Genomic DNA, 25,353 nt, shown 5'->3' on the forward strand with positions numbered 1-25,353 from the left:
TTGCACACATTGCTGCCTCGGCGCGCGCTGAGGCAGCAATGTCGCACATATTGCGGGGATCTTGGGCTAGCGGCGGCCGATGACGACCGTCGCCGCCAGCTCGTCGTCGCTGGCCACCGACGGGGTGAGCCCGGCGGCGGACAGCGTGTCGACGGCCGCGTCCACCTGGTCCGCGCCGACCTCCGACAGCAGATGGCCGCCCGTCGCCAGCCAGTCGCGGGCCCCCGCGGCCACCCGGCGCAGGACGTCGAGGCCGTCACCGCCGCCGTCGAGCGCCACCAGCGGCTCGTGCAGCCGCGCCTCCGGCGGTAGCAGGGCGACCGCACCGGTCGGTACGTAGGGGACGTTGGCGACAAGCACGTCGACCCGGCCGCGCAGTCGGGCCGGCAGCGGGGCGTACAGGTCGCCGGCGTACACGTGGCCGTCGAAGGCCGCGAGGTTGCGCCGGGCGCACGCGACGGCGGCCGGCTCGATGTCCACCGCGTACAGGTCGACATCACCGACGAGCGTCGCCACCGCCACGCCCACCGCACCCGAGCCGCAGGCGAGGTCCACGACGACAGATCCCGGCCCGGCGAGCGCCGCGGCCCGGCGTACGAGCAGTTCGGTGCGCTGGCGTGGCACGAAGACGCCGGGGTCGACCGCGATGCGCAGGCCGCAGAACCCGGCCCAGCCGACGATGTGCTCCAGCGGCAGCCCGGCCACCCGCTGCTCCACCAGGCTCAGCAGCGTCGCCGGCGTCGTCGCGGCATCGATCAGCAGCTGTGCCTCGTCCTCGGCGAACACGCAGCCGGCGGCGCGCAGCCGATCGACGATCGCGGCCGGGCTCGGCGCCGGCGTGGAGCGGGAGGTCGACATTGGTCGCCGACGTTACCCGAGGCTCCCCACCTGCTCAACCGTGGCTCACTGGGCGGTGGGTGCCCGACCGGCGCGCTTCTGCTCGTACATCCGTTGGTCGACGAGGGTCATGGCGGCGATCAGTTCGTCCGCCTCCAGCGGGAGGACGACCAGCCCGTGCGAGGCGTTGACCGGAAGGCGGTCGTCGTCCTCGCTCAGCGCCCGCGCCACGACGGCCATCAACTCCTCCGGACCGCCGATGTCCGAGGCCCGGGCGAGCACGCAGAACTCGTCACCGCCGATCCGGTACGCCGCGCCGATCCCGGAGACCGCGTCCGCCAGCGACTTGCCCAGGCGTTTCAGCAGCGCGTCGCCGGCGGGATGGCCCAGCGTGTCGTTGTAGGCCTTGAAACCGTTGAGGTCGCTGAGGGTGAGGTAGAGCGGCTCGTCCGGGGTGCACTTCGGCAGGTGCACGGCGATATCCGCCTCCAGGCTGCGGCGGTTGCGCAGTCCGGTGAGGGCGTCGGTGTTCGCCGCCTGTACCAGCGCGGACTGGCGCCTGCGGAGCGTGCGCAGCGCGTACGAAATGATCAGCAGCGACGTGACGAGGACGACGCAGGGCAGCCAGCCGACGCCGGTGAGCAGGCCGGTCGGGGCCGGCGCGACCGTCACGGCGTACCAGTGGTTGTCGTTGCCCACCGCCGCCGGTACCCGCTGGTACGCGACCTGGCGGCCGTCGACCTGCACGAAGCCGCCGTCTCCCCACTGCCGTACCAGCGGCGCGAACGTCTGGTTCTCCGGGTCGCCCAGGGGCTGGTTGGCGCCTTGCGGGCGGGCGCTGTCGATGATGACCTCCCCGCTGTCGGCGTCGACGATCAGCAGGTGCCCGTAGCCGTTGTCCAGCTCCTTCCGGAAGCCTTCGACGGTGATCTCCAGGTGCACCATCGCGTGCTTGACGTGGTCGGGCATGAGGACCTGGGTCCCGCTGGAGATGACCCAGTCGCCGACGGACGGGGAGCGGTACGGCCGGGACTGGTGCACGACACCCGGTGACGTCGCGAACACGGGTTTGAAGTACGGAGCGGACAGGCTGACTCCGGACAGCTTGTCGCGGGGGACGGCCGCACCGTGTACGACGGAGGCGTTCTCGATTCCGGAGACGTCGATGAAGGCGGCCTCTCCGATGCGGTCCGGGTACATCTGGCCCAGGTAGATCAGGTCCTGGTTGACGCGCTCGACGACCAGGTCGGTCGGGTTCGCCCGCTGGGGCAGTCGGCCGCGGCTGCCGTAGCTCTCGCCGCCGTAGTAGTCGACGAACGAGTAGTTGCGGCCGGCGAGCTCGATGATGGCGCCGGCCCGGTCGAAGAAGTCCCGCGCGTTGTGCGAGCCGGCGGCGGAGCGCTGAGCGAGCGCGGACTGCTCCGTCTGGATGGCGTTGGCCCGGCCGGTTGCAGCACTGGCGATCGCGGCCAGCAGAAAGATGACCGCGCCCGCCAGCGTCACCAGCGTGGACCGCCGTACTGCACCCACCGCAACCTCGTCGTCGGATCGAAACGAGAAATCTTCTGACTTCTGCGCCCTCATATCGGCCGCCGTTCTTCCGATATGAGGACATCCGGCGCGGGTCGGAGGTGGTTTTCAGAAGGGAGCACGGAGCCGTGCTTGGCAGGTATGCGAAGAGGTTCGCCGTCTCCGGGACGGTCGCACTGGTCGTGCTCGCCGCGTCGGCGTGCGGTAAGGCGGCGGCCGACCAGGCCACGTCCGCTCCCACGCGCCGGACGGTCACCGTCGGCCTCGCCTACGACATCGGCGGGCGCGGGGACAAGTCGTTCAACGACGCCGCCGCCGCCGGCCTGGAACGGGCGAAGGCGAGCCTCGACGTCCAGATCAAGGAGCTCGAGGCGCTGCAGAACGAGACCGAGGACGACAAGTACAACCGGCTGAAGCTGCTCTGCGACGCCGGCTACCAGGTCGTCATCGCGGTCGGTGTCGTCTACGCCGGCGCCGACCCCACGACGGGCCCGCTGGCACGCGCCGCCCACGACTGCCCCAAGACCAGGTTCGGGGCTGTCGACATCGACAACGTGAAGGCTCCCAACGTCGCCAACCTGGTCTTCGCCGCGGACCAGGGCTCCTTCCTCGTCGGCGCCGCGGCCGCGCTCACCAGCAAGACCGGCCGCATCGGCTTCGTGGGCGGCTGCGACCTGCCCCTCATCAGGCAGTTCGAGGCGGGGTACGCGGCCGGGGCGAAGGCCGTACGCGCCGACGCCACGGTCGACGTGAACTACCTGTCGACGCCGGCCAACGGCTGCCCCGGCTTCATCGACCCCGACGGCGCCCAGGCGGTCGCGAGCCGGATGTACGCCGGTGGCGCCGACGTCGTCTACCAGGCCGCCGGCGGCTCCGGCCTCGGCGTCTTCCAGGCCGCGAAGGCCAGCGGCAAGTGGGCCATCGGGGTCGACTCCGATCAGTACCAGCTCGTCACTCCCGACCTGCGTGACGTGATCCTCACCTCCATGATCAAGCGGGTGGACACGGCCGTGTACGACTTCATCAAGGCGGTCAGTGAGAACAAGTTCAAGGCCGGCACCGTGATGTTCGACTTGAAGAGCGGCGGCGTCGAGTACGCGACGTCCGGCGGCAAGCTCGCCGACATCAAGCCGCGCCTGGACGAGCTGGAGAAGCAGATCAACAGCGGGAAGATCGTGATTCCCGGCGCCACGACCGGCTGAGTCCCCGCGGGCCCGCGCCGCGCCCGGGCCGGTCAGCCGAGCCGCGCCCGCGCCGGTCAGCCGAGCCGCGCCCGCGCCGGTCATCCCAGCCACAGGCAGAACGGGTGACCGGCCGGGTCGAGGTAGACGCGGACGTCTTCCTGCGGCTGGTGGTCGGCCAGGGTCGCGCCACAGGCCCTGGCGTGCGCCCCCGCGCTGTCGAGGTCGTCGACGCGGATCTCGAGGTGCATCATCATCTGCTGGTCGGTGGGGCCGGCCGGCCAGCCGGGGCGGACGTAATCCGTCTCGGTCTGGAAGGCCAGCCCCACGCCGCCGTCCGGGGCTCTCATCAGGACCCAGTCCGGCTCCTCCACGGTGATGTGCCAGCCGAGCAGCCGCTCGTAGAAGCGTGCCAACGCACCCGGGTCGGGGGCGCTGATGTTGACGGTCGTGAACGTCAATCCGTGCGGCCTGGTCATATCGGTTCCTTCGGCCGTGAGGCTCGGGGGTGTCGACATCGTAGGTGGCATCGAAGTCCCGAGGATTGACGATCGCGGACCCGGCGGGCGGTTACAGGGCGGTCACAGCGCCCCGAGCGCTCCGACGACGTGCTCGCCGAGCCTCTCGACGAAACCGACCGGTTCGGCGGCGAACGGCATCACATGCACCTCGGTGATGCCGACCTCGGCGTACCCCGCCAGCTGCGCGACGAACGCCTTGCCGCCCTCGGCGTCGGCGGTGACCGGCGCCGCCCAAAGGACTGTCTTGCGGATCCGGTCGTAGTCGGTGCCTTCCCGGGCGCAGTGGTCGGCGAGGACGTCGAGCTTCGCCTTCACCTGCGCCGGGCTCGAGTGCGGTCCGGCGAACAGGTTGGTGGCGTCGGCGTACCGGGCGACCAAGCGCAGGGTCTTCTTCTCGCCGGATCCACCGATCATGATCGGCGTCCGGCGCAGCGGCTGGGGAGAATTGATCGTCTCGGCGAGCCGGTAGTGCCGGCCCTCGTAAGGGCCGTCGTCGTCGCTCCACATCTGGCGCACGATCCGCAGCGTCTCCTCCAGTCGCTCGAACCGCTCCGCCAGCGGAGGGAACGGTACGCCGAAGGCGGCGTGCTCGCGCTCGTACCAGGCGGCGCCCAGGCCGAGGACGGCCCGACCGCCGGAAAGCACGTCCACTGTGGATACAATCTTGGCGAGTAGCCCCGGATGCCGGTAGGTCACACCGGTCACCAGTAGCTGCAGTTCGACCGAGCGGGTGTGCGCGGCGAGGAAGGCGAGCGTCGTGTACCCCTCCAGCATCGGTGCGTCGACGTCGCCGAGGCCCATGTCCGCGATCTGCAGGTAGTGGTCCATCGCCGACAGGTTCGCCACGCCGGCCGCCTCGGCGGCGGCGCCGACGCGGGCCAGGGTGGGGCCGATCGCCGCCGGGCCGCCCGGGTAGTCGAAGTTGACCAGATGTACCCCGAGCCTCATCGGACCACCTTGATGTTGAACATCGGCGTGTTCAACGTGCCCATCAGTCGCAGCCAGATCGGCAGCAGCATCTCGGTGCCGCGGGCGGCGGTGAGGTCGCCGAGGTCGATCACGTCCCGGTGGCCGAAGGACTCGAGCAGATCGGTGACGGTCTTCTTCGCGTCGGCGTCGTTGCCGGCCACGAACACCGTGTGGTCGCCGTCGGCCAACTGGCGGGGGTTGACCATGAGCGCCGCGGTCAGGGTGTTGAGCGCCTTGACCACCTTCAGGTCCGGGAACGCGGCCTGGAGCTGCTCGGCGAGGGAGTCGGTGTCCTTGACGAACAGGGTGGGTGGGAAGCCCTGGGAGAAGTCGAGCGGGTTGGCGATGTCGAGCAGGATCTTGCCGGCCAGGTTGTCGGCGCCGGCGGACTGAAGGGTGGCCAGGGAGACGTGGCCGGAGGTGGCGTTGACGAGCAGTTCGGCACCGGCGGCCGCCTCGGCGAACGGCGCCAACCGGACGTCGGGGTGCGAGGTGGCCCAGGTGGAGTAGGGCGGGTTGCCCATGGCGTCCGGCTCGCTGCGGCTCAACGTCGCGGCCACGTCACGGGTGCCTACCGTCACCTCGTGGCCCAGCTCGGCGAGCCGGCCGGCGAGCGCCTGTCCGACCATTCCGGTGCCCAGGACTGCGATCTTCATTGCGGGTACTCCTTGTGTTTCGCGGGAAGTGGAAGCGTCGTGCTCGCCACAAGTTAACAGACAGGTCTGTCTACACCCAGACGTCGGTGATGTGGCACAGGGAACATGGCCGTCTGTACAGACTTGTCTGTACAATGACACCTTGATCAACGCTCCGTGACGTGCGGTGCGCGACCGGGTGCGGGAGGTAATTCGGATGGTGCAGTCAGGTGGGGCGCCACGGTGCGCCCGTGACCGCATTCTCGATACCGCGTTCCGGATGTTTTACGCCCACGGCCCGCGCGGGGTCGGCGTCGACACCGTGATCGCCGAGTCCGGCGTGGCGAAGGCGACGCTGTACAAGTACTTCCCGCGCAAGGACGACCTGGTGCTGGCGTATCTGGACAAGGTCGACCAGGTCTGGTTCGGCCAGCTACGGGCCGCTGCCCGCGCGGCCGGCGACGACCCGCGTGACCAGCTCGTGGGCATGTTCGACGCGCTCGCCTCCGCCTGCCGCAGCGAGGGCTACCACGGCTGCGCGTTCATCAACACGGCCGCGGAGTTCGAGCCGGGCAGCGACGTGCACGCCCGCACCGTCGAGCACAAGAATGTCGTACGGGCGTGGGTGACCGACCTTGCCCGCCGGGCCGGCGCGGACGATCCGGAACGGCTCGCCCGTCAGCTCACGCTGCTGCTCGACGGTGGGCTGGCCGCGGGCGTCCTCGACGCCGACCCGGTGACGCCGGACGCGACGCGAGCCGCCGCCCGCGTCCTGGTCGACGCCGCCTGCTCCGGCTGACGTCTCACTCCGCCTGGTCCGGCTGACGTCTCACTCCGCCGACCGGCCCGCGCCCGCGCCGCCGACGAAGGTCGGTGGGGCACGGCCGTCCGTACCCGCGACGTGCCCTCGTTGTTGGGGTGCTGGTCATCCCGGTCGGCGACGTACGCGCGGAACGTGAAAATCTCGAACCGGCCGAAATTGCATCGACGTCCGTATATTTCTATCGCCGGACCGCGCCAGGGCCGACCGGTTGGTATCCCACAGGGAGGGCAGTGGAATGCGGGCATTGAGTCGGATCCACGGTGAGATTCTGTCGCTCTTCCGAGTCGTCGTCGGCCTGCTGTTTCTGTGCCACGGTGCGGCGACCCTGTTCGGTGTGATGGGTGGTGCCTTCGGTACCCGGCACGCGGCTCATGTCGGGGCGTGGCCGGGCTGGTGGGCCGCTGTCATCCAGTTGGTGACCGGCACGCTCGTACTGCTCGGATGCCTCACCCGGCTCGCCGCGCTGCTGGCTTCGGGATCGATGGCCTACGCGTACTTCACCGTGCACCAGGAGCGCGGCCTGTTGCCGATCCAGAACGGCGGCGAGCTGCCGGTCCTGTTCTGCTGGTCGTTCCTGCTGATCGCGATCGCCGGACCGGGGCGCTGGTCCCTGGACGACCTGATCGCGCGGGTACGCCACCAGCCGGCCAAGCAGTTGGCCGGCGCGTAGCCGCCGCGTTCCGTCGTCGGCTCGCCCGCTCCCTACCCTCGCGGTTGTACGGCCGCCCGGTACGGTACGACGACCGTGGTACCTGAGCGTGCGGTCGCCGGCTGACGACAACGGCGCTGCGGTCACCCAGGATCGACCTCATGGATCACGTCACCCCGGTTGACGCCGTGAAGGGCCGGGCCGCCGTCCGCAGGGTCGCCGCGGCCCTGGCGGTCGTGGCCGCGAGTCTCGTCGTGGCATCCGCGATGCACCTGTCGGGTCACGTCCACGGCCGTGCCGAACCACCGTTCGATGCCGGCGACGCCGGGATCGCCGAGGCGGTCATCGCCGCGGTCCTCGTCGCCGGCGTCTTCGGGATGCTCCGCTCGCAGCCGCGCGGCCGTACGGCAGGGCTCATCACCACCGGATTCGCCACCGTCGGGTTCCTCGTGGGACTGAGTATCACCGCACGGGGCGGACACTGGCCGGACATCGCCTACCACCTCGTCGTGCTGCCCATCCTGGTCGGCAGCCTGGTCGTGCTCGCGCGGGTCGGAAACGAACGTCGGGAAGCCCGTCGTTCCCGAGGTGGGCCAGAATGAAGCCACGAGCGACGATGCCCCAAGATCCGCTGCGTGGAGCTTCGCAGCGCGGAGCCCGGCGGCCGGTTAGCCGTTCCCGGTCGCCGCCCGGGGCCTGCCACCGCCCGGCCCGCGCCGCCTCCCGGCGCCGCGCACCTTTAGATGCACACTGCAAAGTTTAGCGACAGCACGATGGGGGCACATGAATCCATGGACGTGCGGGGTCGAAGCGATCGACGCCGTGGTCCGCGGCTCGTAGGGCGCGTGTGACGGAGGTGGTGGCGGTGGACAGGAGCACACCCGCCGGTCCCGGACCGGCCACCGCGCCACCCGTGCCCGTCGGCCCACCCGAGACGCCCGTCGCCGGTCGTGACCAGCGCGCCGGTCTGGACGACACCCTCCACGACGTCTTCATCCGGATGGCCGCTTACCCCGAGCGCAGCGCGGAGCGGGCTCGGCTGCGCGCCGAGGCGATCGAGCTCGCGCTGCCACTTGTCGGCCGTCTCGCCCGCCGGTTCCGCGGCCGCGGCGAGCCGCCCGACGACCTCCGGCAGGCGGGCGCGCTGGCACTGGTCAAAGCCGTGGACAACTACGACCCGGCCCGGTGCGTGCCCTTCACCGGCTACGCGATTCCCTGCCTCCTCGGTGCGTTCAAGCGCCACTTCCGCGACAACGGCTGGGATCTCCGGGTGCCCCGCCCGATGCAGGAGCGCCAGCGGGAGATCGAGCACGCCGCGGCGGAGTTGACGCAGCGGCTGCGGCGGTCGCCGACCCCCGACGAGCTCGCCGTCGCTCTCGGCATGACCACCGACGACGTCATCGTGGGGCTCGCGACCAGGCAGGCCTACGACGCCGTGTCGCTCAACGAGCCCGTCGGCGACGACGCCGGCGGCGGTGAGCGGCAGGACGCGCTCGGTGGGCCGGACGCCAGGCTCGAGGAGGTGGCCGACCGGATCAGCCTCGGACCGCTGCTGCAGCGCCTTCCGGAGCGCGAGCGCGTCATCGTCACCCGGCGGTTCTTCGGCAACCTCAGCCAGTCCGAGATCGCCGCTGAGCTCGGGATCTCTCAGATGCAGGTATCGCGCATCCTCGCGCAGGTTCTCGGCTGGCTGCGGCGGGTGCTGCGCGACGACGAGGTCGCGGTCTATCCCGGTGCGTCGGTCGACCATCCGCTGACCGTGCGGGTGGCGATGACGGGTACGACGCTCGTGGCCGCCGTCGAGGGGACCGTGGACGTCCAGTGTGTCCAGTACCTGCGTACCAGGCTGGTCAGGGCCGTGATCGGCCACCGACCGCGTCGGTTCGTCGTCGACCTGTACGAGGTGCCGGGTATGACGACGGCGGGCGCGGCGGCGCTGATGGCCGCCCGTTCGGCCTGCGGGCACGTCGGCGCCCACCTGCGCCTGGCCCGTGTCTCCCCGCCGGTGGCCCGGGTGCTCCAGCGGACCGGCGTCATCCGGGTGCTGGCCGGCGCACCGCCGCGAGCCACCCGTCCGCAGCCGTCGGCCGCGGCACAGTCAGCCTGATCGGCGGAGCCGTACCAACAGCGAGGTGAACATGGCAGGCCGTGGAAGTGTCAGCGGGGCGGGTCGGGGATCGGCCGGCCGCAACGGGCGCATGCCCAGCGACGTCGACGCACACGTGTCGCTGTTCGACCGGTTCGCCGGTGCCGCGGCCGGGGCGGTGGCGGGCGCATGGTTCTTCGCGTTCTGCGTCGTGCTGGTGATCGTGTGGCTGCCGTCGTACTTCGTGTTCCAGAAAGTCGACACGTGGCAACTGATCATCAACACGCTCACCACGATCGTGACCTTCCTGCTCGTGGCGTTGCTGCAGAACAGCCAGACCCGGGCGGACGCGGCGGTGCAGCAGAAGCTCAACGCGATCGCCGACGCCCTCGGCGATCTGATGGACGAGCTGGCCGACGACCGGCCGGAGCTGCGCCGCGACCGGGAGGAGCTGCGCGCCGCCGTGGGGCTGGAGGAGCGGGAGAGCTCCTGACCGCCGCGTCTGGCGGCCATGGGAATGCCGGGTGTCACTTGAGCCTTCAACTACTGGCGATACGCTGGTGGCCGCGCCGCCTGCGGACGGCAGGCTACGAAGGTGGAAGTCGACACATGACCGATTACGGACACGAGCTGCTCTTCGGCAGTTTCCTCACTCCGATCGCGCAGCAGCCCGAGCAGGCGGTCGCGCTGACTCAGCTGTCCGAGCAGGCGGGGCTTGACCTCGCCACCTTCCAGGATCACCCCTACCAGCCGGGCTTCCTGGACACCTGGACGTTGCTGTCGTACCTCGCGGCGGCGACCAGCAGCATCCGACTGGCGCCCAACGTGCTCAACCTGCCGCTCCGGCAGCCGGTCGTGGTGGCCCGGAGCGCGGCGAGCCTCGATCTGCTCAGCGGCGGCCGGGTCGAGCTGGGCCTCGGCGCGGGCGCGTTCTGGGAGGCGATCGAGGCGGCCGGCGGTCGCCGCCTGACCCCGGGCCAGGCTGTCGACGCCCTCGCGGAAGCGATCACGATCATCCGCGAGGTCTGGGCCGCCGACCAGCGTGGCGGCGTACGCGTCAAAGGCGACCACTACCAGGTGGTGGGGGCGAAGCGGGGACCCGCGCCCGCGCACGACATCGGCGTCTGGGTCGGCGCGTACAAGCCGCGCATGCTCCGGCTCGTCGGGCGGATGGCCGACGGCTGGCTTCCGTCGCTGACCTACCTGCCCAAGGGCCCGGCCGAGCTGGTCGATCTCAACGCCTACATCGACGAGGGTGCGGCGGCCGCAGGTCGGGACCCCCGATCGGTGCGCCGCCTGCTCAACATCGCCGGGGAGTTCACCGCCTCCGGCTCCGGCCTGCTCACCGGTCCGCCCAGCCAGTGGGTGGAAGAGCTCGCCGGCCTCGCCCTCGACCACGGCATCTCCGGCTTCCTCCTGATGGGCGACGACCCACTGGCGATCCAGCGGTTCGGCCAGGAGGTCGCGCCGGCGGTCCGGGAGCTGGTCGCGGCCGAGCGCCGCGACCCGGGCAGGCGGACGAAGTCCGCCGAGGCGGCGCCCGAGCCGGTCCCGGCCGGTGGCGACGCGGTCTTCGCCACCACGCCGCCACCCGCCAGCCGGTACAGCCGCCGCCGGCTCTGGGACGAGTCGACCCGTCCGGTCGCGCCGCCCGCTCCGGCCGGTCACGTGTACACCGAGCACGCGCAGGCCGTCGGACAGCACCTGGTCGACGTGCACGACCATCTCCGCCGGGAGCTGACCCAGGTACGTGACCTGCTGGAGCAGGTCAAGCGGGGGGCCGTGTCGGTGGGCCGGGCTCGGGCGGCGCTGGGCGAGATGACGATGCGCCAGAACAACTGGACCCTCGGCGCGTACTGCGCCTCGTACTGCACGTTGCTCACCCAGCACCACGGCATCGAGGATCAGTCGATCTTCCCGCACCTGCGCCGTGCCGACGCCGGGCTCGTGCCCGTCATCGACCGTCTGGAACAGGAGCACGTCATCATCCACGAGGTCGTCGAAGGGGTCGACCGGGCGCTGGTGAACCTGGTCAACCACCCACAGGACTTCAGCGAGCTCCAGGAGGCGGTGGACATCCTCACCGACACGTTGCTGTCCCATCTGTCGTACGAGGAGCGCCAGATCGTCGAACCGCTCGCCCGGTACGGCTTCTACGCCGGTCAGGTCTAGGGCGGGAGGGGGGCTGTCCGCCGGGCGGTCAGGGGTGAATGGTGACGGCGGCGGAGCACTCGAGTGACCACTGTGGAGGAGCACTCGGCGGCGGAGTATTAGCCCTCCCGCAATCGGGTACCCGGTCCGGGGACAGCCTCATCGGACAGCGGGATCGGGGACACGTGAATCGACGTCTGCTCGCCGCGCAGGGCGGCTACTACCTCGTCACCGGGGTATGGCCGTTGCTGCACTTCCGATCGTTCACCACGGTCGCCGGTCCCAAGCCGGACCGCTTCCAGACCCAGGTGGCGGGCGCGCTGTTCGCCGCCGCCGGGCTGGCCCTCCTGGCCGGTCGCCCGCTGGAGACCGGTACGAGAGTGCTGTCCGGGGCGACCGCAGCGGCCGCGATGCTCATGGACCTCGCGTACCTGCCCCGGATCCGGAAGATCTTCCTCGCCGAAGCCTGCGTCGAGGCGGCGTTCCTGGCGGCCGCCCTGCGTGGCCGGCGAGGTTCAGTGAAAGTGGGCGGTGTCGAGGGCGGCCTGGAGTGACCTGAGGTAGGCCTCGCTCGTGTACGTCGCGCCGGACACGACGTCGACGTTCGCGCTCTGCGCCTGCAGGACCTCCTGGCGCAGTTGCGGCACGGCGTACGAATTGATCTCTTCGTCCCGCCTGTCGCCGCTGGTCAGCCGCAGGGGCACGACATCGGTGATCTTGCTATTGCTGATGTGCGCCTGCACCTGTACCGGCCCGTACCGGGTGTCGACCACCGTGCCGTTGACCACGAGCGAGCCGGCCGGCCGGGGCGCGGCGCTCGTGGCCGGGGCCGAGGGCGGTGCCGTACCCGGATCTCCGGAGCCGGCCGGCGGCGGGCCCGCCGGGGCCGGGCTGGAGACGATGCCGGGCCGGTTGGCGCCGGTGGCGAGGGCACCCGCCGCGGTGGCCGTGATGCTCGTGCGGTAGCTGAACAGCAGGACCACCGCGGAGATGGTGGACACGATCCCTATCGTGATGCGGCGCACCGTCAACCTCCCGACATCATGAGCACTCGTCGCTCGTGTCGATCGCCTGCCCACACTGCCCGCCGGATCTTCGAAAATTCTTGGGAAAGCGCGTGTCAGGATCGGTGGGTGACACATGCCGCGAACCCCCGGTTGTTGCTGGTCGAAGACGACCCGCAACTGTCGGACATGCTGGTCGACCTGCTCGGTGACGCCGGCTACGCGGTCGACCACGCCTCGGACGGGCAGGCGGGGCTGCATCTCGGGCTGACCCGGGAGTACCAGGCGATGGTCCTGGACCGCCGGCTGCCGGCCGTCGAAGGCGTGGACCTGCTGCGCCGGCTGCGCGGCCGGGGCGTCACCACCCCGGCTCTCGTCCTGACCGCCCGCGGCTCGGTCGCCGACCGGGTGGAAGGTCTCGACGCGGGCGCTGAAGACTACCTGACCAAGCCGTTCGACATCGACGAGCTGCTGGCCCGCGTACGTGCGTTGCTGCGCCGGCACGTCGACCGGTCGCCGGTGCTGTCGCTCGGCCGGCGAACCCTCGACGTCACCACCCGGCAGGTCCGTGAGCCCGGCACCGCCGGGACCGCGGTGGCGCTCTCGGCGCGCGAATGCTCGCTGCTGCAGGTTCTCGCCAGCCGCCCGACGCGCGCCTTCACCCGCGAGGAGCTGCTGGCCCGCGCCTTCGACGAGGCGGAAAGTCCGGGTGTGGTGGACACGTACGTGCACTACCTGCGGCGCAAGCTCGGCCGTGGGGTGATCCGCACCGTGCGCGGCATCGGCTACCAGTTCGGCTCGGCATGAGCGCCGACCCGAGACCCGGGGACGACACCCGGCTGGTACGCCGGGCCGGGTTCGCGATCGCGGCCCAGATCGCGGTGGCGGTCGCCGCGACCCTCCTGGTGGTCGGCGTACTGACGTACTCGCTGACCATCCGCGCCGAGCACACGGCCGAGGAGCGCGCGGTGCGCCAGGCGGCCGTCGCCGCGCGGGACGTGACCGATCCGGGCGGCGGGGTCGTACTGATCGAGCAGCTGGCCGACGGCCAGGTACGCGCCAGCGACGACGCCCCCGCCGACCTGGCCCACCTGAACGTCCGCGCCGTACCGATCGGCCGTTCGGCGCGGCGGGTCGGCAGCCGTGACTACGAGGTCTTCGCCGTGGACCACCCCGACGGCCGGCGCTTCGTCGCGATGCTCGACGTGACCCTGCGCCGGCAGACCGGCGTACGGCTGATCGAATCGCTGCTGTGGGCGGGCGTGGTGGGGGTGGTCGGCGCCGCGCTGCTGGGCGTCGTGTTCGGCCGGCGCGCGGTCCGGCCGCTCGGACGGGCGCTGGACCTGCAGCGCCGCTTCGTCGCGGACGCCAGCCACGAACTGCGCACCCCGCTGGCCGTACTGCACACGCGCGCCCAGCTGATCTCCCGGCGGCTGTCGCGCGGCGCCGGGCCGGACGACGGGTACGTCGAGGCTCAGGTGGGCCAGCTGGTGGCCGACACCCGGGCGCTAGGGGAGGTCGTCGACGATCTCCTGCTGTCGGCCGAGCTGCAGGGCCGGCCCGGGGTCGGTGCGCTGGTCGACGTCGCTGACCTGGTGCACGACGTCGTCAGATCGGTGCGGCCGCACGCCGGCGAGCGCGGTGTCACCCTGCGTGCGGCGGTCGGCGACGACGGGCCGCTGGTCGTACTCGGGGTCCGGTCGTCCCTGCGGCGCGCTCTCGCCGCGCTCATCGACAACGCGCTGGGACACACCCATCCCGGTGGAACGGTCACCGTCCACGCCGGTCGGGGCGCGGGCGGCGTGGAGCTCGCCGTGGAAGACGACGGCGAGGGGCTCGACCCGGCGCAGGCCGAGCAGTTGCTGCAGCGGTTCGCGCGGGGGCCCGAGGCCGGTGGCCGGGGGCGCCGGTTCGGCCTCGGGCTGGCCCTCGTTCGGGAAGTGCTCCACGCGCACGGCGGCTCGCTCACCATCGACGGTCACCCGGGCGAGGGCGCCCGGTTCGCGATGACGCTTCCGACCGCCGGTACACCGCACCGCTAGCGCGGGTTTCCGAGCCGCGGGTCGTGGTCGCGGTCGTCGGCCGGGGCGCTCGTCCGGGGAGGGGGCAACATCGACGGGGGCTCCCAGCCCCACAGGTCCTCCTCCTCGGTCGGCTGCCGCCGCCAGCCCGTGGCCCGCTCCGGGCTGGCGGGGAACACCGGTTTGGCGGGGTCGGCGACGAAGCGGCGGATCCGTTGGCCCACCAGCACGACGCCGGCGGTGAGGAACGCGGCGGCGACCGCCCGGAGCACGTACCGGATCTCCATCAACCACAGCAGGCGCAGCGCACCGTCGACGGTGTCCCCGGTCGGGCGGAAGGCGGCGAACCCGAGAACGACGCTGATCATCAGGGCGATGCTCCAGGCCCGCAAGCTCCAGTGGCGAAGCATCAGCCGCACGTCGTCGCCGCCGTTCCGGCGGATCAGGCCGGCGGACGCCCGGCTCCACCCGACCAGCGCGACGAGGAGGACGACCAGGAGCACCCAGAACACCCTGTCGGCGACTCTCGCCACCGACACCAGGTGGTTGAGGTCCGCCAGGCGCTGGTTGCGGACGGCCGCCCCGTCGTCGGCCCGGATCGAGCCGAGCGTGTGGTGCGCCGCAGCGGCGAGCCCGAACTCGACCAGGGCGGCGATCGCGTAACCGACGGCGAGCGCGACCAGCGCCCAGCGTGTGATCTCCCAGCCGATGGGCGGGCGCCGTTCGCGGCAGACATGATCGCTGGCCGGCGTCACCAGGTTGGCGCCGCAGCGCGGGCATTCCATGATGTTGATCCCCCGTGATGTTCATCTCGGCCGTCGCACGGCCCGCCCGGGACCGTGCCGATCCGGCCACCTCGCTACCGGTAGTTGAAGTCGTCGGCCTCCGCGACGCTCGCCTTCGGTGGCGCCTGGATCGGTAGCGGATTGCCGTGGTCGCTCAGGGTGGTGGTCATGACCAGCTTCGGGCCGTCCGACCGGGGCAGTTCGATGTGGATCGAGACCACCCGGTTCTGGTCGTCGGTCGTGGCCGTGAACGGAGCCATGCCCGCGAACGCGACCAGGCTGGGCGCGCCGATCGGCAGGAACGGCTCGCTCGAAAGAGGGTCGAAGGATCCCGAGTACGCGTGCGGGCCGGTGCGGTCCACGTTGCCGAGCGTGGAACTGAACTTCGCCAGGCCGGTCGGATCGGTCATGTCGAAGCGCAGCAGGGGGTTGTCCTTCTTCACCCGGGACAGGTCCAGGTGCACCCACGTCTTCGTGTCGCCTTCGCGCAGGTAGCTGTCGGCGCCGACGACGACGCGGTGGTGGGTGCCCGCCAACGTGCCACCGGTGACCGTGGTCGTCGCCTCGAAGCGCTTCCCGACCGGGTCGAACGCGCCGGTGACCGATAGGCTGCCGCTCTCGGGCAGGTCGCTCTGCGCGGCGTACCGGTAGGGCGCGGCCCCGGTCCGCGTAAGCGCGGCGACGAGATCGTCCTTGGCCGACGGGCCGGTCGGCGACGGCGTGGCCGTCCCGGTCGACGTGGCCGCCGGAGCGCTCGTCCGGCCCGTGCCGTTGCCGGCGCAGCCGGTCAGAAACAGAACGCCGCTCAGGCCGAGCGCGAGCGTGCCGATGGTGCGCGACCGCATTTGGATCCCCCGATTTCCCAACCGGCGGGCCAGGATATACGAGATGTTCGATGCGTGTGGTCCCGGGACACACCTGCGTCAGCCGGCGCCGTCACCCGGCCCGGTCGCGTACGAACGGTGGATTGATCCACTGCGCGGTGCCGCGCAAATACAGCAGCGGGGGAGCGCCACCCCGGTCGCTCGCCGCCGGGCGGTACTCCTCGGTCGGCACGACGAAGCCCGGTGTCTTCAGCACCTTGCGCCGGAAGTTCGCCAGGTCCGGCGCGTACCCCCAGACCGCCTGGTACACCCGCCGCAGATCGGCGAGGGTGAACGGTTCGGTGACGAACTGCGCGGCCAGGGTGCTGTACTCCAGCTTCGCCCGTACCCGCTCCAGGGCGTCGGACAGGATCAGCGCGTGGTCGTACGCGAGGGCCGGCGCGTCGCCGCGGTAGGCGCGGCGGTCGTGCCAGGCGGCGCGCTGCGCGTCGAGGTCGAGGTCCTCCACCGGCCAGAACCGGGCCCGCGCCGCGTCCGTCCCGGCGGTCGGGCTGGGCAGGTTGGGGGCGAGCGCCACGTACGCGACCGAGGCGACGTGCAGCCCGGCCCGGATCCGGGGATCCCGGTCCGGGTCGGTGTAGGTGGCGACCTGTTCGAGGTGCCCGCCGAGCCGGGTCCAGTCCAGGCCGGTCTCCTCGCTGAGCTCGCGTACGGCGGCCTCGTCGGCGGACTCCCGGCCGTGCTCGACGTGGCCGCCCGGCAGCGCCCAGAACCCTTTGAACGGGTGGTCGCCGCGCTCGATCAGCAGCGCGGTGAGGACCCCGTCCCGGATGGTGAAGATGTTGAGGTCCACGGTGAGCGCGAACGGCGGGAACGCGCCCGCGTCGTAGGCCGCGAGGTACGCGTCCTCGCCCGGCCGGTGGGTGGTCAACCGGCGCTCCCTTCGGACACCGGCGGCGCGAAGGTCGCGGCCCGCGCGAGCAGCGGGTCGATCGTCCGGATCGCGAGCGCGAGCCGCTGCTCGACGCTGCCGGTGAGCAGTACCCAGGATTCCCCTGCGCGGGTGAGCGCGTCGGTGAACCAGCCCGTCATCGCGGCCCGGACCGCCTGGTCGCCCTCGCGGAGCCCGTCGTCGACCCACGGTACGCCGTGGTGGTCGGTGACGAGGTAGACCGCGCGGCGGGGCAGCCCGGTCGCCCACGCCTGCCCGGTACGCGCCCGCGCGCCGAGGTAGCGCCGCTCCCAGACGGCGGTGGCGAAGGCGTCGGTGTCGCAGACGAGCAGCGGCGAACCCTGTGCTGCCGTGGCGTTCTCCCGGCGGGTCTGTTCGACGGCGACGGCGTCGAAGTCGCCGGCCGTCCATTCCAGGTCGTCGAGGGCGAGGTCCGGTCGGGCCGTCCGGTCGCGCCTCCACTTGACGGTCGTGTACTCGCGCCCGTACTCGCCGACCCACCCCGTACGCGCCCACCCGCCACCGCGGGCCCGGTAGTGGTCGGCGAGCAGCCGGGAGACCGTGGTGGTGCCGGTGGACTCCGCTCCGACGAACACCACGCGGGTGGCGAGCCCGGCGCGGGTCGCGGGGGCGAGGTGGTCCCACCCGGCGGCGAGGTCGGCCCGGACGGCGGTGCCGCTGATCGGGACGGCCACGCGTTCGGGGTCGACGAGGACGTGCTTGGCGGCGAACCAGGCGGCCAGCTCCTCGCCGTACGCCTCGCTGGTGAACACGGCGTCGACGGGCTCGTCGGTCACGGTCGCCACGGCGGCGCGCATGACCGCGACCTGCGCGGCCCAGACCGTCACGTCCCCGAGGTCCATGGGCGCGTCGCAGCGGACGCCGGTGATCGTCACGTGCGCCTCGCCGGCGTGTTCGGCGCGCAGCCACGCGACGCGGTCGGCGAGCGGGATCGTCTCGACGGCGGAGGCCATGCACACGACGGTGAGCCGGTCGGCCCGGGCCGCCGCCGTCCTGATGAGATGGTGGTGGCCGCGCGTCGGCGGGTAGAACTTGCCGATCACCAGGCCGTGCCGGAACGTCCTCATGCCGCCACCGCCACCGTCTCGGCCGGGTCGGGCGTGACCGTCCGCTGCGCCCGGTACGCGGCGAGCCAGGCCCGCAGTCCGAGCACCGTCAGGCCGAGGAACAGCACGTACACGACCGCGGTCAGGTCGAGCCGCTTCACCGCGTACAGCGGGATGTAGATGATGTCGGCGGCCATCCAGAACAGCCAGCTCTCGACCTTCTTGGTGTTGAGCAGGTACTGGGCCGCCAGGGAGATCGCCGTCGTCAGAGCGTCCCAGAACGGGGCGACGTCGTGCGCGGCCCGCAGCAGCAGCGTCAACCCCCAGGTGGCGACGATGACGAACCCGACGCAGGCGGCGAGGGTCTTCGGAGCGGCCCGCCCGACGACGAGCGCGCTGCGGTCCCGCCCGCCGTGCAGCCACTGCCACCAGCCGACGAACCCGAGCACGATGTAGACGACCTGCAATCCGCTGTCGGCCCACAGCCGCGCCGTGGCGAACAGGACCAGGAAGAACGCCGAGTTCGCGATGCCGACCCAGAAGTTGTGGATCGACGACCGTACGGTCAGCCAGACGCAGGCCGCGCCGGTGGCGAAGCCGAGCAGCTCCGCCCACGACACCGCGTCGTCGCCGAGGTGGAACAGGACCGCGTTCAGCGGTGCGATCAGGTTGGCGAGCCAGCTCAGCATCTAGGACTCCGTGATGACGGTCAGGTATCGGGCGGGGTGCGCAGCCAGCGCGTCGAGCAGGACCGGCACGGCGACCCACCCGCCGGCGTCGAGCGTGATGCCGACGCGCGCCGGGTCGTGGCGCCGGACGAGGCTCAGGAACTTGCTCGTGCGGACATCTGTCGGGGTTCTCATCGTCTGCGGGTCTCCCGATCAGCCGTTATGGTCATAGTGACCATAACATGGCCGTCGCGGCTGCCCGACGAGGGAGGTGCCCACCCGATCAGATGGCGTTCATCTCCCGCAGCCACGACACCGCCGCGTCGGCCTGGGCCTGCTGGAACGCCCGCAGGGTGGGAAGGCCGGCCGGTGCCGGTCGCCGGGCGGCGTCGGCGAAGAAGCCGGCGAGGCCCGCCAGCACGGCATGGAGGTCGCCGAGATCGGTGTCAGCGGCGGCGGCGCACCGGCGCAGCAGCGAGGTGGCGTCATGGTCGCCGAAGAGCCGGACATTGATCAGTAGCAGGAGCGTGTCCAGCCACGCCGGGCCACGGCACGCCCAGGGCCAGTCGACCACGGTGACGGTGCCGTCGCGGGCGAGTAGGAGGTTGTCGGCCCGGATGTCGCAATGGACGAGCGTATCGCCGGCCAGGCTGCCCTGGGCCCGGTCGGCCAGCGCGCAAAGGCGGTCGAGGTGTCGAGCGGCCCACGGGTGCAGAACGTCCGGCGGATCGGCGGCGACGCGCTGCGCGCGATGGTGGCATGCCGGATCCCACGTCGCATCGCGTTTCCCGATGCTGTCGAGTACGTCAGCCGGTCGCCTTCAGTAGCAGGCCCACGATGGACGCGGCGCTCTGCGGGCGGTTCGCGTCCCCGGGACAGTCGGCGTAGCTGACGTGCGTGGAGCCGACGGTCAGCGAGTACAGGTAGGCGTCCCGGCACCTCGTCGTGGTGGCGGCCGCGCCCGCCTCGGCGCGCAGGCCCGGAGCGCCGACGAGAGCGCGCAGCCGGTTCCGGTCGTCGTCGGTCAGCCGGCCGGTGTGCTGGTTCCCGGCGCTGTCCACCCGGGTCCACTGTCCCTGCGGCTCCACGGTGATCGTGTCCCTGATCCCCGCGAGGCCCCCGGAGCGGACCACGACTACTCGGGTGTCGGGCGCGGCCGGGCTCGACGCGGAGTTGGTGGGCTGGACAGCGGAGCCGGTCGGGTCGGCCGCCGGCGCGCGGCCGCCGTTGGTACCGGCGCAGGCGGCCAGGGTGAACAACAGCAGGCCGACCGGTACCGCCCGGATTCTGATGCAAATCATCCCGGTGGGACGCGGAGGGGTGACCGGCGGTTCCGCGGTCGGTCGGTGCGCCCGAGATGCGCAGGGTGCCGACTAGGGTCACCCCTCATTCACGGCCCTTGTTAAGGGGCCTGGCTTATGTGATCGTCCCTATACATCGCTGTTGGTCGATGTGTGGAGAGGTTGCCCGGTCAACCCGTGGACGCCGGCAGCGGGGCAGCCAACGGCAGCGCACCGTCTCCGCGTACCCCCACCTCCGGTGCCGTGCCCCCACGAGGGGTCCGGAGCTCCGGCTCAGGAATGGAGTGTCCCTTGAAAGCCTCGCTACGCTTCGTCGCCGTTGCTGGAGCGCTGGCAACGGGTATGGCGGCCGCGGGCACCGCCGCGGCCGTCCAGGCCGCACCAACCAGCCCCACACCGGACGCGGCCCAGGCTCGCGCGTCGGCCCTGAAGTCCGCGGCCTCGCTCGTCGCCAGCCGTCCCAAGTACCTGCACGCCAGCTCCGAGGACCAGTTCGTCCAGCACCCCGTGATCTCCTCGGGCGGTCTCCAGTACGTGCCCTACGACCGCACCTACAAGAATCTGCCGGTCGTCGGCGGCGACTTCGTCGTCGTCACCGACTCGAACGGCCAGACCAGGTACACCTCGGTCGCCCAGCAGCAGGAGATCACCAACCTCTCCACCACGCCGCGGGTCGCCGCGGCCGACGCCGAGAAGACCGCCCGCGGCCAGCTGAAGACCGTCAGCGGCGTCGAAGGCAACACGCTGGTCGTGTACGCCCTGGACGGGTCGGCGAAGCTCGCCTGGGAGAGCACGGTGGACGGCACCGACGCCGAGGGCCCCAGCCGGTTGACCGTGGACGTCGACGCGGCCACCGGCGCGGTGCTGCGCACCCAGGAGCACGTCACGGACGCCGCCGGCACCGGCACGGGCTGGATCTACGGCAACGTCAGCATCGACACCACCCAGTCCGGCAGCACGTTCAGCATGAAGGACCCGTCGGAAACGAACCTCAGCTGCCAGGACGCGGCCAACAACACCACGTTTAGCAAGTCGAGCAACGTCTGGGGCAACGGCAACGGCACCAACAAGGAGACCGGCTGCGTCGACGCCCTCTTCGTGGCGCAGCAGCAGACCAGGATGCTGTCGCAGTGGCTGGGCCGCAACGGGCAGGACGGCAGCGGCGGCGCCTGGCCGCTGCGGGTCGGCCTGAACGACCAGAACGCCTACTACGACGGCACCCAGGTGCAGATCGGCAAGAACACCGCCGGACAGTGGATCAGCGCCGCGGACGTCGTCGGCCACGAGCTGGGCCACGGCATCGACGACCACACCCCCGGCAGCATCTCCGGCAGCGGCACCCAGGAGTTCGTCGCCGACACCTGGGGCGCGGCGACCGAGTGGTTCATCAACAGCCCGAACGACCCACCGGACTACCTCGTCGGCGAGGAGATCAACCTCGTCGGCACCGGCCCGATCCGCACCATGTACGACCCGTCGAAGAACGGCGACCCGAACTGCTACAGCAGCAGCATCCCGAGCACGGAGGTGCACAAGGCAGCCGGCCCCGGCAACCACTGGTTCTACCTGATGGCCGAGGGCAACAAGCCCACTGACGGCCAGCCGACCAGCCCGACCTGCAACAACAGCAACGTGACCGGCATCGGCATCCAGAACGCCATCAAGGTCATGTACAACGCGATGCTGATGAAGACCTCGGGCGCGTCCTACCTGAAGTACCGCACCTGGACGCTGCAGGCGGCCAAGAACCTGTTCCCGAACAGCTGCACCGAGTTCAACGCCGTCAAGGCCGCCTGGGACGCCGTCAGCGTGCCCGCGCAGTCCGGCGACCCGACCTGCAGCGGCGGCCCCGGGCCCACCCCGACGCCGACCGCCACCCCCACCACCCCGCCGCCCGGCGGCTGCTCCGGCCAGAAGTTGGCCAATGCCGGGTTCGAGTCGGGCAACACGTCGTGGACGGCGAGCAGTGGTGTGATCGGGCAGTACGGGTCGCAGGGTCAGCCAGCGCACGGCGGTACGTGGGACGCGTGGCTGGACGGGTACGGGTCCAGTCACACCGACAGGCTGTCGCAGTCGGTGTCGATTCCGGCCGGCTGTCATGCCACGTTGTCGTTCTGGCTGCACGTCGACACGAGGGAGACGACCTCGTCGACGGCGTACGACAAGCTGACCGTCCAAGCTGGATCCACCACCCTGGCCACGTACTCGAACCTCAACGCGGCTAGCGGCTACGCGCAGAAGACCTTCGACGTCTCCGCGTTGGCCGGGCAGACGGTGACCGTCACGTTCACCGGCACCGAGGACTCCAGCGCGCAGACCTCGTTCGTCCTCGACGACACCGCCCTCACCCTCAGCTGACCGCCACCCCCATCCGGTCGTCGGCCGGTCGCCGCACCACCCCGCGGCGGCCGGCCGACCCCTCATGAAGGAGATTCCATGCGTCTGCGACTGGCCCTCGGGCTCGGCGTCGCGCTCCTCGCCGGTACGGTCGCCGGCGGTGCCGCACCCGCCGGCGCGGCGCCCGCCCACGCCGCACAGGCCGGCAGCCTCGCCTCGACCATCGCGCTGAGCAACTGCTCGGCCTCCCTCGTGCGGTACCCGACCTCGCGCGACACCGACCGGGCCCTCATGCTCACCAACGGCCACTGCTACGAAGGTGGCATGCCGGGCGCCGGGCAGGTGCTCCAGAACCGTACGAGCAGCCGCTCCGGCAGCCTGCTCGACGCGACGGGGAAGACGCTCGGGACGGTACGCGCCGATACCCTGCTCTACGCCACGATGACCAACACGGACGTCTCGCTCTACCAGTTGACGGACACGTTCGCGACGATCAGGAGCAGGTACGGCGCGACCGCGCTGACCATCTCCGGCAGCCACCCCGCCGACGGTGCGGGCATGTCGATCCCGTCCAGCTACTGGAAACAGATCTGGAACTGCTCGATCAACGGCTTCGTCGGCACGCTGCGCGAGGACCAGTGGACCTGGCACGACTCGATCCGATACAACACCGGCTGCACCACCACCCACGGCACGTCCGGCTCACCGATCGTCGACTCGACCAGCGGTCAGGTGATCGGCATCAACAACACCGGCAACGACGACGGGGCGATGTGCACGCTGAACAACCCGTGCGAGGTCGACGCGAGCGGGCACACCACGGCCACCAAGGGGCAGAGCTACGGCGAGGAGACGTACTGGTTCACCACCTGCCTCACCGCCAACAACACCATCGACCTGTCCGTGGCCGGCTGCCTGCTCACCAAGCCGGGCGGCACCGGCAACACCGTCACGGTGACCAGCCCGGGCAGCCAGACCGCCACCGTGGGCACACCGGTGAGCCTGCAGATCCAGGCCACGTCGTCGGGTACGGGCACGACGCTGACGTACTCCGCGACCGGCCTGCCGGCCGGTCTGTCGATCAACACCGGCACCGGTCTGATCTCCGGTACGCCGACGACGGCGCAGAGCTACACCACCACCGTCACCGCCAGGGACTCGACCGGGGCCTCCGGGTCGGCCACCTTCACCTGGACGGTCAACCCGACCGGGGGCGGCTCCTGCTCCGGCCAGAAGTTGGCCAATGCCGGGTTCGAGTCGGGCAACACGTCGTGGACGGCGAGCAGTGGTGTGATCGGGCAGTACGGGTCGCAGGGTCAGCCGGCGCACGGCGGTACGTGGGACGCGTGGCTGGACGGGTACGGGTCCAGTCACACCGACAGGCTGTCGCAGTCGGTGTCGATTCCGGCCGGCTGTCATGCCACGTTGTCGTTCTGGCTGCACGTCGACACGAGGGAGACGACCTCGTCGACGGCGTACGACAAGCTGACCGTCCAAACTGGATCCACCACCCTGGCCACGTACTCGAACCTCAACGCGGCTAGCGGCTACGCGCAGAAGACCTTCGACGTCTCCGCGTTGGCCGGGCAGACGGTGACCGTCACGTTCACCGGCACCGAGGACTCCAGCGCGCAGACCTCGTTCGTCCTCGACGACACCGCCCTCACCCTCAGCTGATCAGCCGGGTACGGCCGCCCGCCCGGCGTTCGGGCGGGCGGCCTCCGGTTGATGGTTTAGCTGAGGGCACGGTCGACTGCGGCTTCGACGTGCAGGCGGGTGGTCGGAAACACCGGCACGGCGCTGTCCTCGGGGCCGATGAGCAGTTCGATCTCGGTACAGCCGAGGATGACGCCCTGCGCGCCGCGCCCCACCAGGCGGGCGATGACGTCCCGGTACGCCGCGCGGGACTCCTCCCGGACGATGCCGCGACACAGTTCGTCGTAGATGACGCGGTGCACGAGGGCCCGGTCGGCTTCGTCGGGCACCAGCAGGGTCAGCCCGTGGCGGGCCAGGTGGTCGCGGTAGAAGTCCTGCTCCATGGTGAACGCGGTCGCGAGCAGGCCGACCGTGGTGAGGCCGGCGCCCCGGACCGCCGCCGCCGCGGTGTCCGCGATGTGCAGCATCGGAACGCCGACCGCACCCTGGATCCGGCCGGCGACCTTGTGCATCGTGTTCGTGCAGAGCAGCAGCAGGTCCGCCCCCGCGGTCTCCAGGGCCTTGGCCGCCGCGGCGAGGATCTCGGCGGCGTCGTCCCAGCGGCCCGCCGCCTGCAACTCCGCGATCTCGGCGAAGTCGACGGAGTACAGCAGAAGTCGCGCCGAGTGCAGGCCGCCGAGCCGGTCCCGGACCAGTTCGTTGGCCAGCCGGTAGTACTCCGCGCTGCTCTCCCAGCTCATGCCGCCGAGCAGTCCGATCGTCAACATGTCGTGTCTCCCTCAGTCGGTGTACCGCAGAAAGCAGGGCGGTGTCGGGCACCGGTGCGCGTACGCAGCCGGCGGGCGGTTGCGGCGAGCCGGTGCTGCTGTGCGTCGAGCAGCAGGTCGGCCTGGCGCTGGCGGATCAGGTCGGGTACGAAGCTGGGGTTCATGGGGATCTCCTCGCAAGCGGAATTCGGTGTGACGGCAACGAGCGTCCGGGACCGGGCTGTCCGGGCTCTGGCCGAACCCTGCCAACGGTCGGCGCCGGCCGGTACACCCGCGGACAGCGGGCGGACAGCCGGCCGCCAGCGCCGCCGGGGAATCTGACCCCATGCGAGAACAGAGCGGGCGGGACGGGGACGCGCAGCCGGTCACGGTGACCCTTGGCATTCCAGCCATGCTGTGCCGGCGGTGCGTGCGTGCCATCAGCCGCCGGGTCAGGGACGTACCGGGTGTCGAGTCGCTGGAGGTCGACGCGGCGCTGGGCATTCTGCTGGTACGCGGAACCGCCGAACGGGAGGCGCTGGTCGCCGCGCTCCGGCAGGCGAACGTCCGAGCGTGCCGGGTGCCGCCCACCGGTGATTGAGCCGGGTCC

The 25,353-nt window shown here is 71.2% G+C and carries 29 protein-coding genes; 13 read left to right on the forward strand and 16 right to left on the reverse strand.

Going from position 1 to position 25,353, the window contains the following annotated elements; genetic code table 11:
* Window positions 1-66: 66 nt before the first annotated feature.
* Entirely contained in the window at window positions 67-858 is a 792-nt protein-coding gene (locus tag HC031_RS02335) for a putative protein N(5)-glutamine methyltransferase (RefSeq protein ID WP_167923419.1), read from the reverse strand.
* 45 nt (window positions 859-903) lie between these two features.
* Window positions 904-2,367 carry a diguanylate cyclase domain-containing protein gene (locus tag HC031_RS34225; RefSeq protein WP_167923420.1) on the reverse strand — a complete coding sequence of 488 codons (1,464 nt, stop codon included), beginning with the start codon at window positions 2,365-2,367 and terminating at the stop codon, window positions 904-906.
* A 128-nt stretch (window positions 2,368-2,495) separates the two neighbouring features.
* Here HC031_RS34225 and HC031_RS02345 point away from each other — a divergent pair, with 128 nt between their 5' ends.
* Entirely contained in the window at window positions 2,496-3,569 is a 1,074-nt protein-coding gene (locus tag HC031_RS02345; protein WP_167923421.1) for a BMP family ABC transporter substrate-binding protein, read from the forward strand.
* An 80-nt stretch (window positions 3,570-3,649) separates the two neighbouring features.
* On the opposite strand, the gene HC031_RS02350 is transcribed toward HC031_RS02345, so the two are convergent.
* The 3 genes from HC031_RS02350 to HC031_RS02360 all read right to left on the reverse strand — a co-directional run bounded on the left by HC031_RS02350 (window position 3,650) and on the right by HC031_RS02360 (window position 5,694).
* Window positions 3,650-4,027 (reverse strand): VOC family protein, encoded by a 378-nt coding sequence (locus tag HC031_RS02350; RefSeq protein WP_167923422.1) that lies wholly within the window; start codon window positions 4,025-4,027, stop codon window positions 3,650-3,652.
* Window positions 4,028-4,129: 102 nt separating this feature from the next.
* Entirely contained in the window at window positions 4,130-5,017 is an 888-nt protein-coding gene (locus HC031_RS02355; protein WP_167923423.1) for an LLM class F420-dependent oxidoreductase, read from the reverse strand.
* Window positions 5,014-5,694, reverse strand: a complete 681-nt coding sequence (locus tag HC031_RS02360) for an NADPH-dependent F420 reductase (RefSeq protein WP_167923424.1) — start codon at window positions 5,692-5,694, stop codon at window positions 5,014-5,016. Before HC031_RS02360 ends, HC031_RS02355 begins: the two co-directional genes overlap by 4 nt.
* A 259-nt stretch (window positions 5,695-5,953) precedes the next feature.
* Between HC031_RS02360 and HC031_RS02365 the strand changes: the two genes are divergently transcribed.
* The 7 genes from HC031_RS02365 to HC031_RS02395 all read left to right on the forward strand — a co-directional run bounded on the left by HC031_RS02365 (window position 5,954) and on the right by HC031_RS02395 (window position 11,936).
* Window positions 5,954-6,472, forward strand: a complete 519-nt coding sequence (locus HC031_RS02365) for a TetR/AcrR family transcriptional regulator (protein WP_240941985.1) — start codon at window positions 5,954-5,956, stop codon at window positions 6,470-6,472.
* Between the two features lie 259 nt (window positions 6,473-6,731).
* Entirely contained in the window at window positions 6,732-7,166 is a 435-nt protein-coding gene (locus HC031_RS02370; RefSeq protein ID WP_167923426.1) for a DoxX family protein, read from the forward strand.
* Between the two features lie 140 nt (window positions 7,167-7,306).
* Entirely contained in the window at window positions 7,307-7,747 is a 441-nt protein-coding gene (locus tag HC031_RS02375) for a hypothetical protein (protein WP_167923427.1), read from the forward strand.
* A 263-nt stretch (window positions 7,748-8,010) separates the two neighbouring features.
* A complete protein-coding gene (locus HC031_RS02380) occupies window positions 8,011-9,252 on the forward strand; it encodes a sigma-70 family RNA polymerase sigma factor (protein ID WP_167923428.1) in 1,242 nt (413 codons plus the stop codon).
* A 31-nt stretch (window positions 9,253-9,283) separates the two neighbouring features.
* Window positions 9,284-9,724: a low affinity iron permease family protein gene (locus HC031_RS02385; RefSeq protein WP_240941986.1), complete on the forward strand. Its 441-nt coding sequence runs from the start codon at window positions 9,284-9,286 to the stop codon at window positions 9,722-9,724.
* A gap of 116 nt (window positions 9,725-9,840) precedes the next feature.
* Window positions 9,841-11,403, forward strand: coding sequence for an LLM class flavin-dependent oxidoreductase (locus tag HC031_RS33755; protein ID WP_167923429.1), 1,563 nt, complete (start codon window positions 9,841-9,843; stop codon window positions 11,401-11,403).
* 164 nt (window positions 11,404-11,567) lie between these two features.
* A complete protein-coding gene (locus HC031_RS02395; protein WP_167923430.1) occupies window positions 11,568-11,936 on the forward strand; it encodes a hypothetical protein in 369 nt (122 codons plus the stop codon).
* Here HC031_RS02395 and HC031_RS02400 read toward each other — a convergent pair.
* Entirely contained in the window at window positions 11,898-12,383 is a 486-nt protein-coding gene (locus HC031_RS02400) for an FMN-binding protein (RefSeq protein ID WP_338090442.1), read from the reverse strand. The genes HC031_RS02395 and HC031_RS02400 overlap by 39 nt on opposite strands.
* A 132-nt stretch (window positions 12,384-12,515) precedes the next feature.
* On the opposite strand from HC031_RS02400, the gene HC031_RS02405 reads away from it, so the two are divergent.
* The gene (locus tag HC031_RS02405) at window positions 12,516-13,193 is read left to right on the forward strand and encodes a response regulator transcription factor (RefSeq protein WP_338090443.1); all 678 of its coding nucleotides are present in this window, start codon (window positions 12,516-12,518) and stop codon (window positions 13,191-13,193) included.
* The gene (locus tag HC031_RS02410; RefSeq protein ID WP_167923433.1) at window positions 13,190-14,428 is read left to right on the forward strand and encodes a sensor histidine kinase; all 1,239 of its coding nucleotides are present in this window, start codon (window positions 13,190-13,192) and stop codon (window positions 14,426-14,428) included. The genes HC031_RS02405 and HC031_RS02410 overlap by 4 nt, the downstream gene beginning before the upstream one ends.
* Here the strand turns inward: HC031_RS02410 and HC031_RS02415 are convergent.
* From HC031_RS02415 to HC031_RS02450, 8 genes are all read right to left on the reverse strand, one after another.
* Complete coding sequence (locus tag HC031_RS02415) at window positions 14,425-15,192, reverse strand: hypothetical protein (RefSeq protein WP_167923434.1); 768 nt, start codon at window positions 15,190-15,192, stop codon at window positions 14,425-14,427. The two genes, HC031_RS02410 and HC031_RS02415, sit on opposite strands and share 4 nt — an antisense overlap.
* A gap of 74 nt (window positions 15,193-15,266) precedes the next feature.
* Window positions 15,267-16,037 (reverse strand): hypothetical protein, encoded by a 771-nt coding sequence (locus HC031_RS02420; protein WP_167923435.1) that lies wholly within the window; start codon window positions 16,035-16,037, stop codon window positions 15,267-15,269.
* Window positions 16,038-16,128: 91 nt separating this feature from the next.
* Window positions 16,129-16,947 carry an NUDIX hydrolase gene (locus HC031_RS02425; RefSeq protein ID WP_167923436.1) on the reverse strand — a complete coding sequence of 273 codons (819 nt, stop codon included), beginning with the start codon at window positions 16,945-16,947 and terminating at the stop codon, window positions 16,129-16,131.
* Window positions 16,944-18,056 (reverse strand): AAA family ATPase, encoded by a 1,113-nt coding sequence (locus tag HC031_RS02430; protein WP_167923437.1) that lies wholly within the window; start codon window positions 18,054-18,056, stop codon window positions 16,944-16,946. Before HC031_RS02430 ends, HC031_RS02425 begins: the two co-directional genes overlap by 4 nt.
* A complete protein-coding gene (gene pnuC / locus HC031_RS02435) occupies window positions 18,053-18,724 on the reverse strand; it encodes a nicotinamide riboside transporter PnuC (RefSeq protein ID WP_167923438.1) in 672 nt (223 codons plus the stop codon). Before pnuC ends, HC031_RS02430 begins: the two co-directional genes overlap by 4 nt.
* Window positions 18,725-18,898, reverse strand: coding sequence for an RNA 2'-phosphotransferase (locus HC031_RS02440; RefSeq protein ID WP_167923439.1), 174 nt, complete (start codon window positions 18,896-18,898; stop codon window positions 18,725-18,727). It lies immediately after the preceding gene.
* 88 nt (window positions 18,899-18,986) lie between these two features.
* Window positions 18,987-19,277: a hypothetical protein gene (locus HC031_RS34680; protein ID WP_420813584.1), complete on the reverse strand. Its 291-nt coding sequence runs from the start codon at window positions 19,275-19,277 to the stop codon at window positions 18,987-18,989.
* A gap of 232 nt (window positions 19,278-19,509) precedes the next feature.
* Entirely contained in the window at window positions 19,510-20,004 is a 495-nt protein-coding gene (locus tag HC031_RS02450) for a protealysin inhibitor emfourin (RefSeq protein WP_167923440.1), read from the reverse strand.
* Between the two features lie 342 nt (window positions 20,005-20,346).
* Between HC031_RS02450 and HC031_RS02455 the strand changes: the two genes are divergently transcribed.
* Window positions 20,347-22,362 carry a M4 family metallopeptidase gene (locus tag HC031_RS02455; protein ID WP_167923567.1) on the forward strand — a complete coding sequence of 672 codons (2,016 nt, stop codon included), beginning with the start codon at window positions 20,347-20,349 and terminating at the stop codon, window positions 22,360-22,362.
* A gap of 78 nt (window positions 22,363-22,440) precedes the next feature.
* Entirely contained in the window at window positions 22,441-24,018 is a 1,578-nt protein-coding gene (locus HC031_RS02460) for a putative Ig domain-containing protein (protein WP_167923441.1), read from the forward strand.
* Between the two features lie 56 nt (window positions 24,019-24,074).
* Here HC031_RS02460 and HC031_RS02465 read toward each other — a convergent pair whose 3' ends face one another.
* Both HC031_RS02465 and HC031_RS02470 read right to left on the reverse strand, forming a co-directional pair.
* Window positions 24,075-24,764 (reverse strand): aspartate/glutamate racemase family protein, encoded by a 690-nt coding sequence (locus HC031_RS02465; RefSeq protein WP_167923442.1) that lies wholly within the window; start codon window positions 24,762-24,764, stop codon window positions 24,075-24,077.
* Window positions 24,758-24,928, reverse strand: coding sequence for a hypothetical protein (locus HC031_RS02470; protein ID WP_167923443.1), 171 nt, complete (start codon window positions 24,926-24,928; stop codon window positions 24,758-24,760). The genes HC031_RS02465 and HC031_RS02470 overlap by 7 nt, the downstream gene beginning before the upstream one ends.
* Before the next feature lie 161 nt (window positions 24,929-25,089).
* On the opposite strand from HC031_RS02470, the gene HC031_RS02475 reads away from it, so the two are divergent.
* Window positions 25,090-25,344: a heavy-metal-associated domain-containing protein gene (locus HC031_RS02475; RefSeq protein WP_167923444.1), complete on the forward strand. Its 255-nt coding sequence runs from the start codon at window positions 25,090-25,092 to the stop codon at window positions 25,342-25,344.
* Window positions 25,345-25,353 lie beyond the last annotated feature (9 nt).

The sequence above is a fragment of the Planosporangium thailandense genome, from assembly GCF_011947195.1.
GTDB classification, from domain to species: domain Bacteria; phylum Actinomycetota; class Actinomycetes; order Mycobacteriales; family Micromonosporaceae; genus Planosporangium; species Planosporangium thailandense.

Bases quoted from the DNA above. Each gene is read 5' to 3' on its own strand.
- HC031_RS02365 (WP_240941985.1), top strand. From the start codon at position 5,954: ATGTTTTACGCCCACGGCCCGCGCGGGGTCGGCGTCGACACCGTGATC.
- HC031_RS02410 (WP_167923433.1), top strand. From the start codon at position 13,190: ATGAGCGCCGACCCGAGACCCGGGGACGACACCCGGCTGGTACGCCGG.
- HC031_RS02335 (WP_167923419.1), bottom strand. From the start codon at position 858: ATGTCGACCTCCCGCTCCACGCCGGCGCCGAGCCCGGCCGCGATCGTC.
- HC031_RS02415 (WP_167923434.1), bottom strand. From the start codon at position 15,192: ATGGAATGCCCGCGCTGCGGCGCCAACCTGGTGACGCCGGCCAGCGAT.
- HC031_RS33755 (WP_167923429.1), top strand. From the start codon at position 9,841: ATGACCGATTACGGACACGAGCTGCTCTTCGGCAGTTTCCTCACTCCG.
- HC031_RS02465 (WP_167923442.1), bottom strand. From the start codon at position 24,764: ATGTTGACGATCGGACTGCTCGGCGGCATGAGCTGGGAGAGCAGCGCG.
- HC031_RS02440 (WP_167923439.1), bottom strand. From the start codon at position 18,898: ATGAGAACCCCGACAGATGTCCGCACGAGCAAGTTCCTGAGCCTCGTC.
- HC031_RS02450 (WP_167923440.1), bottom strand. From the start codon at position 20,004: ATGATTTGCATCAGAATCCGGGCGGTACCGGTCGGCCTGCTGTTGTTC.
- HC031_RS02475 (WP_167923444.1), top strand. From the start codon at position 25,090: ATGCGAGAACAGAGCGGGCGGGACGGGGACGCGCAGCCGGTCACGGTG.
- HC031_RS02420 (WP_167923435.1), bottom strand. From the start codon at position 16,037: ATGCGGTCGCGCACCATCGGCACGCTCGCGCTCGGCCTGAGCGGCGTT.
- HC031_RS02370 (WP_167923426.1), top strand. From the start codon at position 6,732: ATGCGGGCATTGAGTCGGATCCACGGTGAGATTCTGTCGCTCTTCCGA.
- HC031_RS02350 (WP_167923422.1), bottom strand. From the start codon at position 4,027: ATGACCAGGCCGCACGGATTGACGTTCACGACCGTCAACATCAGCGCC.
- HC031_RS02360 (WP_167923424.1), bottom strand. From the start codon at position 5,694: ATGAAGATCGCAGTCCTGGGCACCGGAATGGTCGGACAGGCGCTCGCC.
- HC031_RS02460 (WP_167923441.1), top strand. From the start codon at position 22,441: ATGCGTCTGCGACTGGCCCTCGGGCTCGGCGTCGCGCTCCTCGCCGGT.
- HC031_RS02430 (WP_167923437.1), bottom strand. From the start codon at position 18,056: ATGAGGACGTTCCGGCACGGCCTGGTGATCGGCAAGTTCTACCCGCCG.
- HC031_RS02355 (WP_167923423.1), bottom strand. From the start codon at position 5,017: ATGAGGCTCGGGGTACATCTGGTCAACTTCGACTACCCGGGCGGCCCG.
- HC031_RS02455 (WP_167923567.1), top strand. From the start codon at position 20,347: ATGGCGGCCGCGGGCACCGCCGCGGCCGTCCAGGCCGCACCAACCAGC.
- HC031_RS02375 (WP_167923427.1), top strand. From the start codon at position 7,307: ATGGATCACGTCACCCCGGTTGACGCCGTGAAGGGCCGGGCCGCCGTC.
- HC031_RS02385 (WP_240941986.1), top strand. From the start codon at position 9,284: ATGGCAGGCCGTGGAAGTGTCAGCGGGGCGGGTCGGGGATCGGCCGGC.
- HC031_RS02470 (WP_167923443.1), bottom strand. From the start codon at position 24,928: ATGAACCCCAGCTTCGTACCCGACCTGATCCGCCAGCGCCAGGCCGAC.
- pnuC (WP_167923438.1), bottom strand. From the start codon at position 18,724: ATGCTGAGCTGGCTCGCCAACCTGATCGCACCGCTGAACGCGGTCCTG.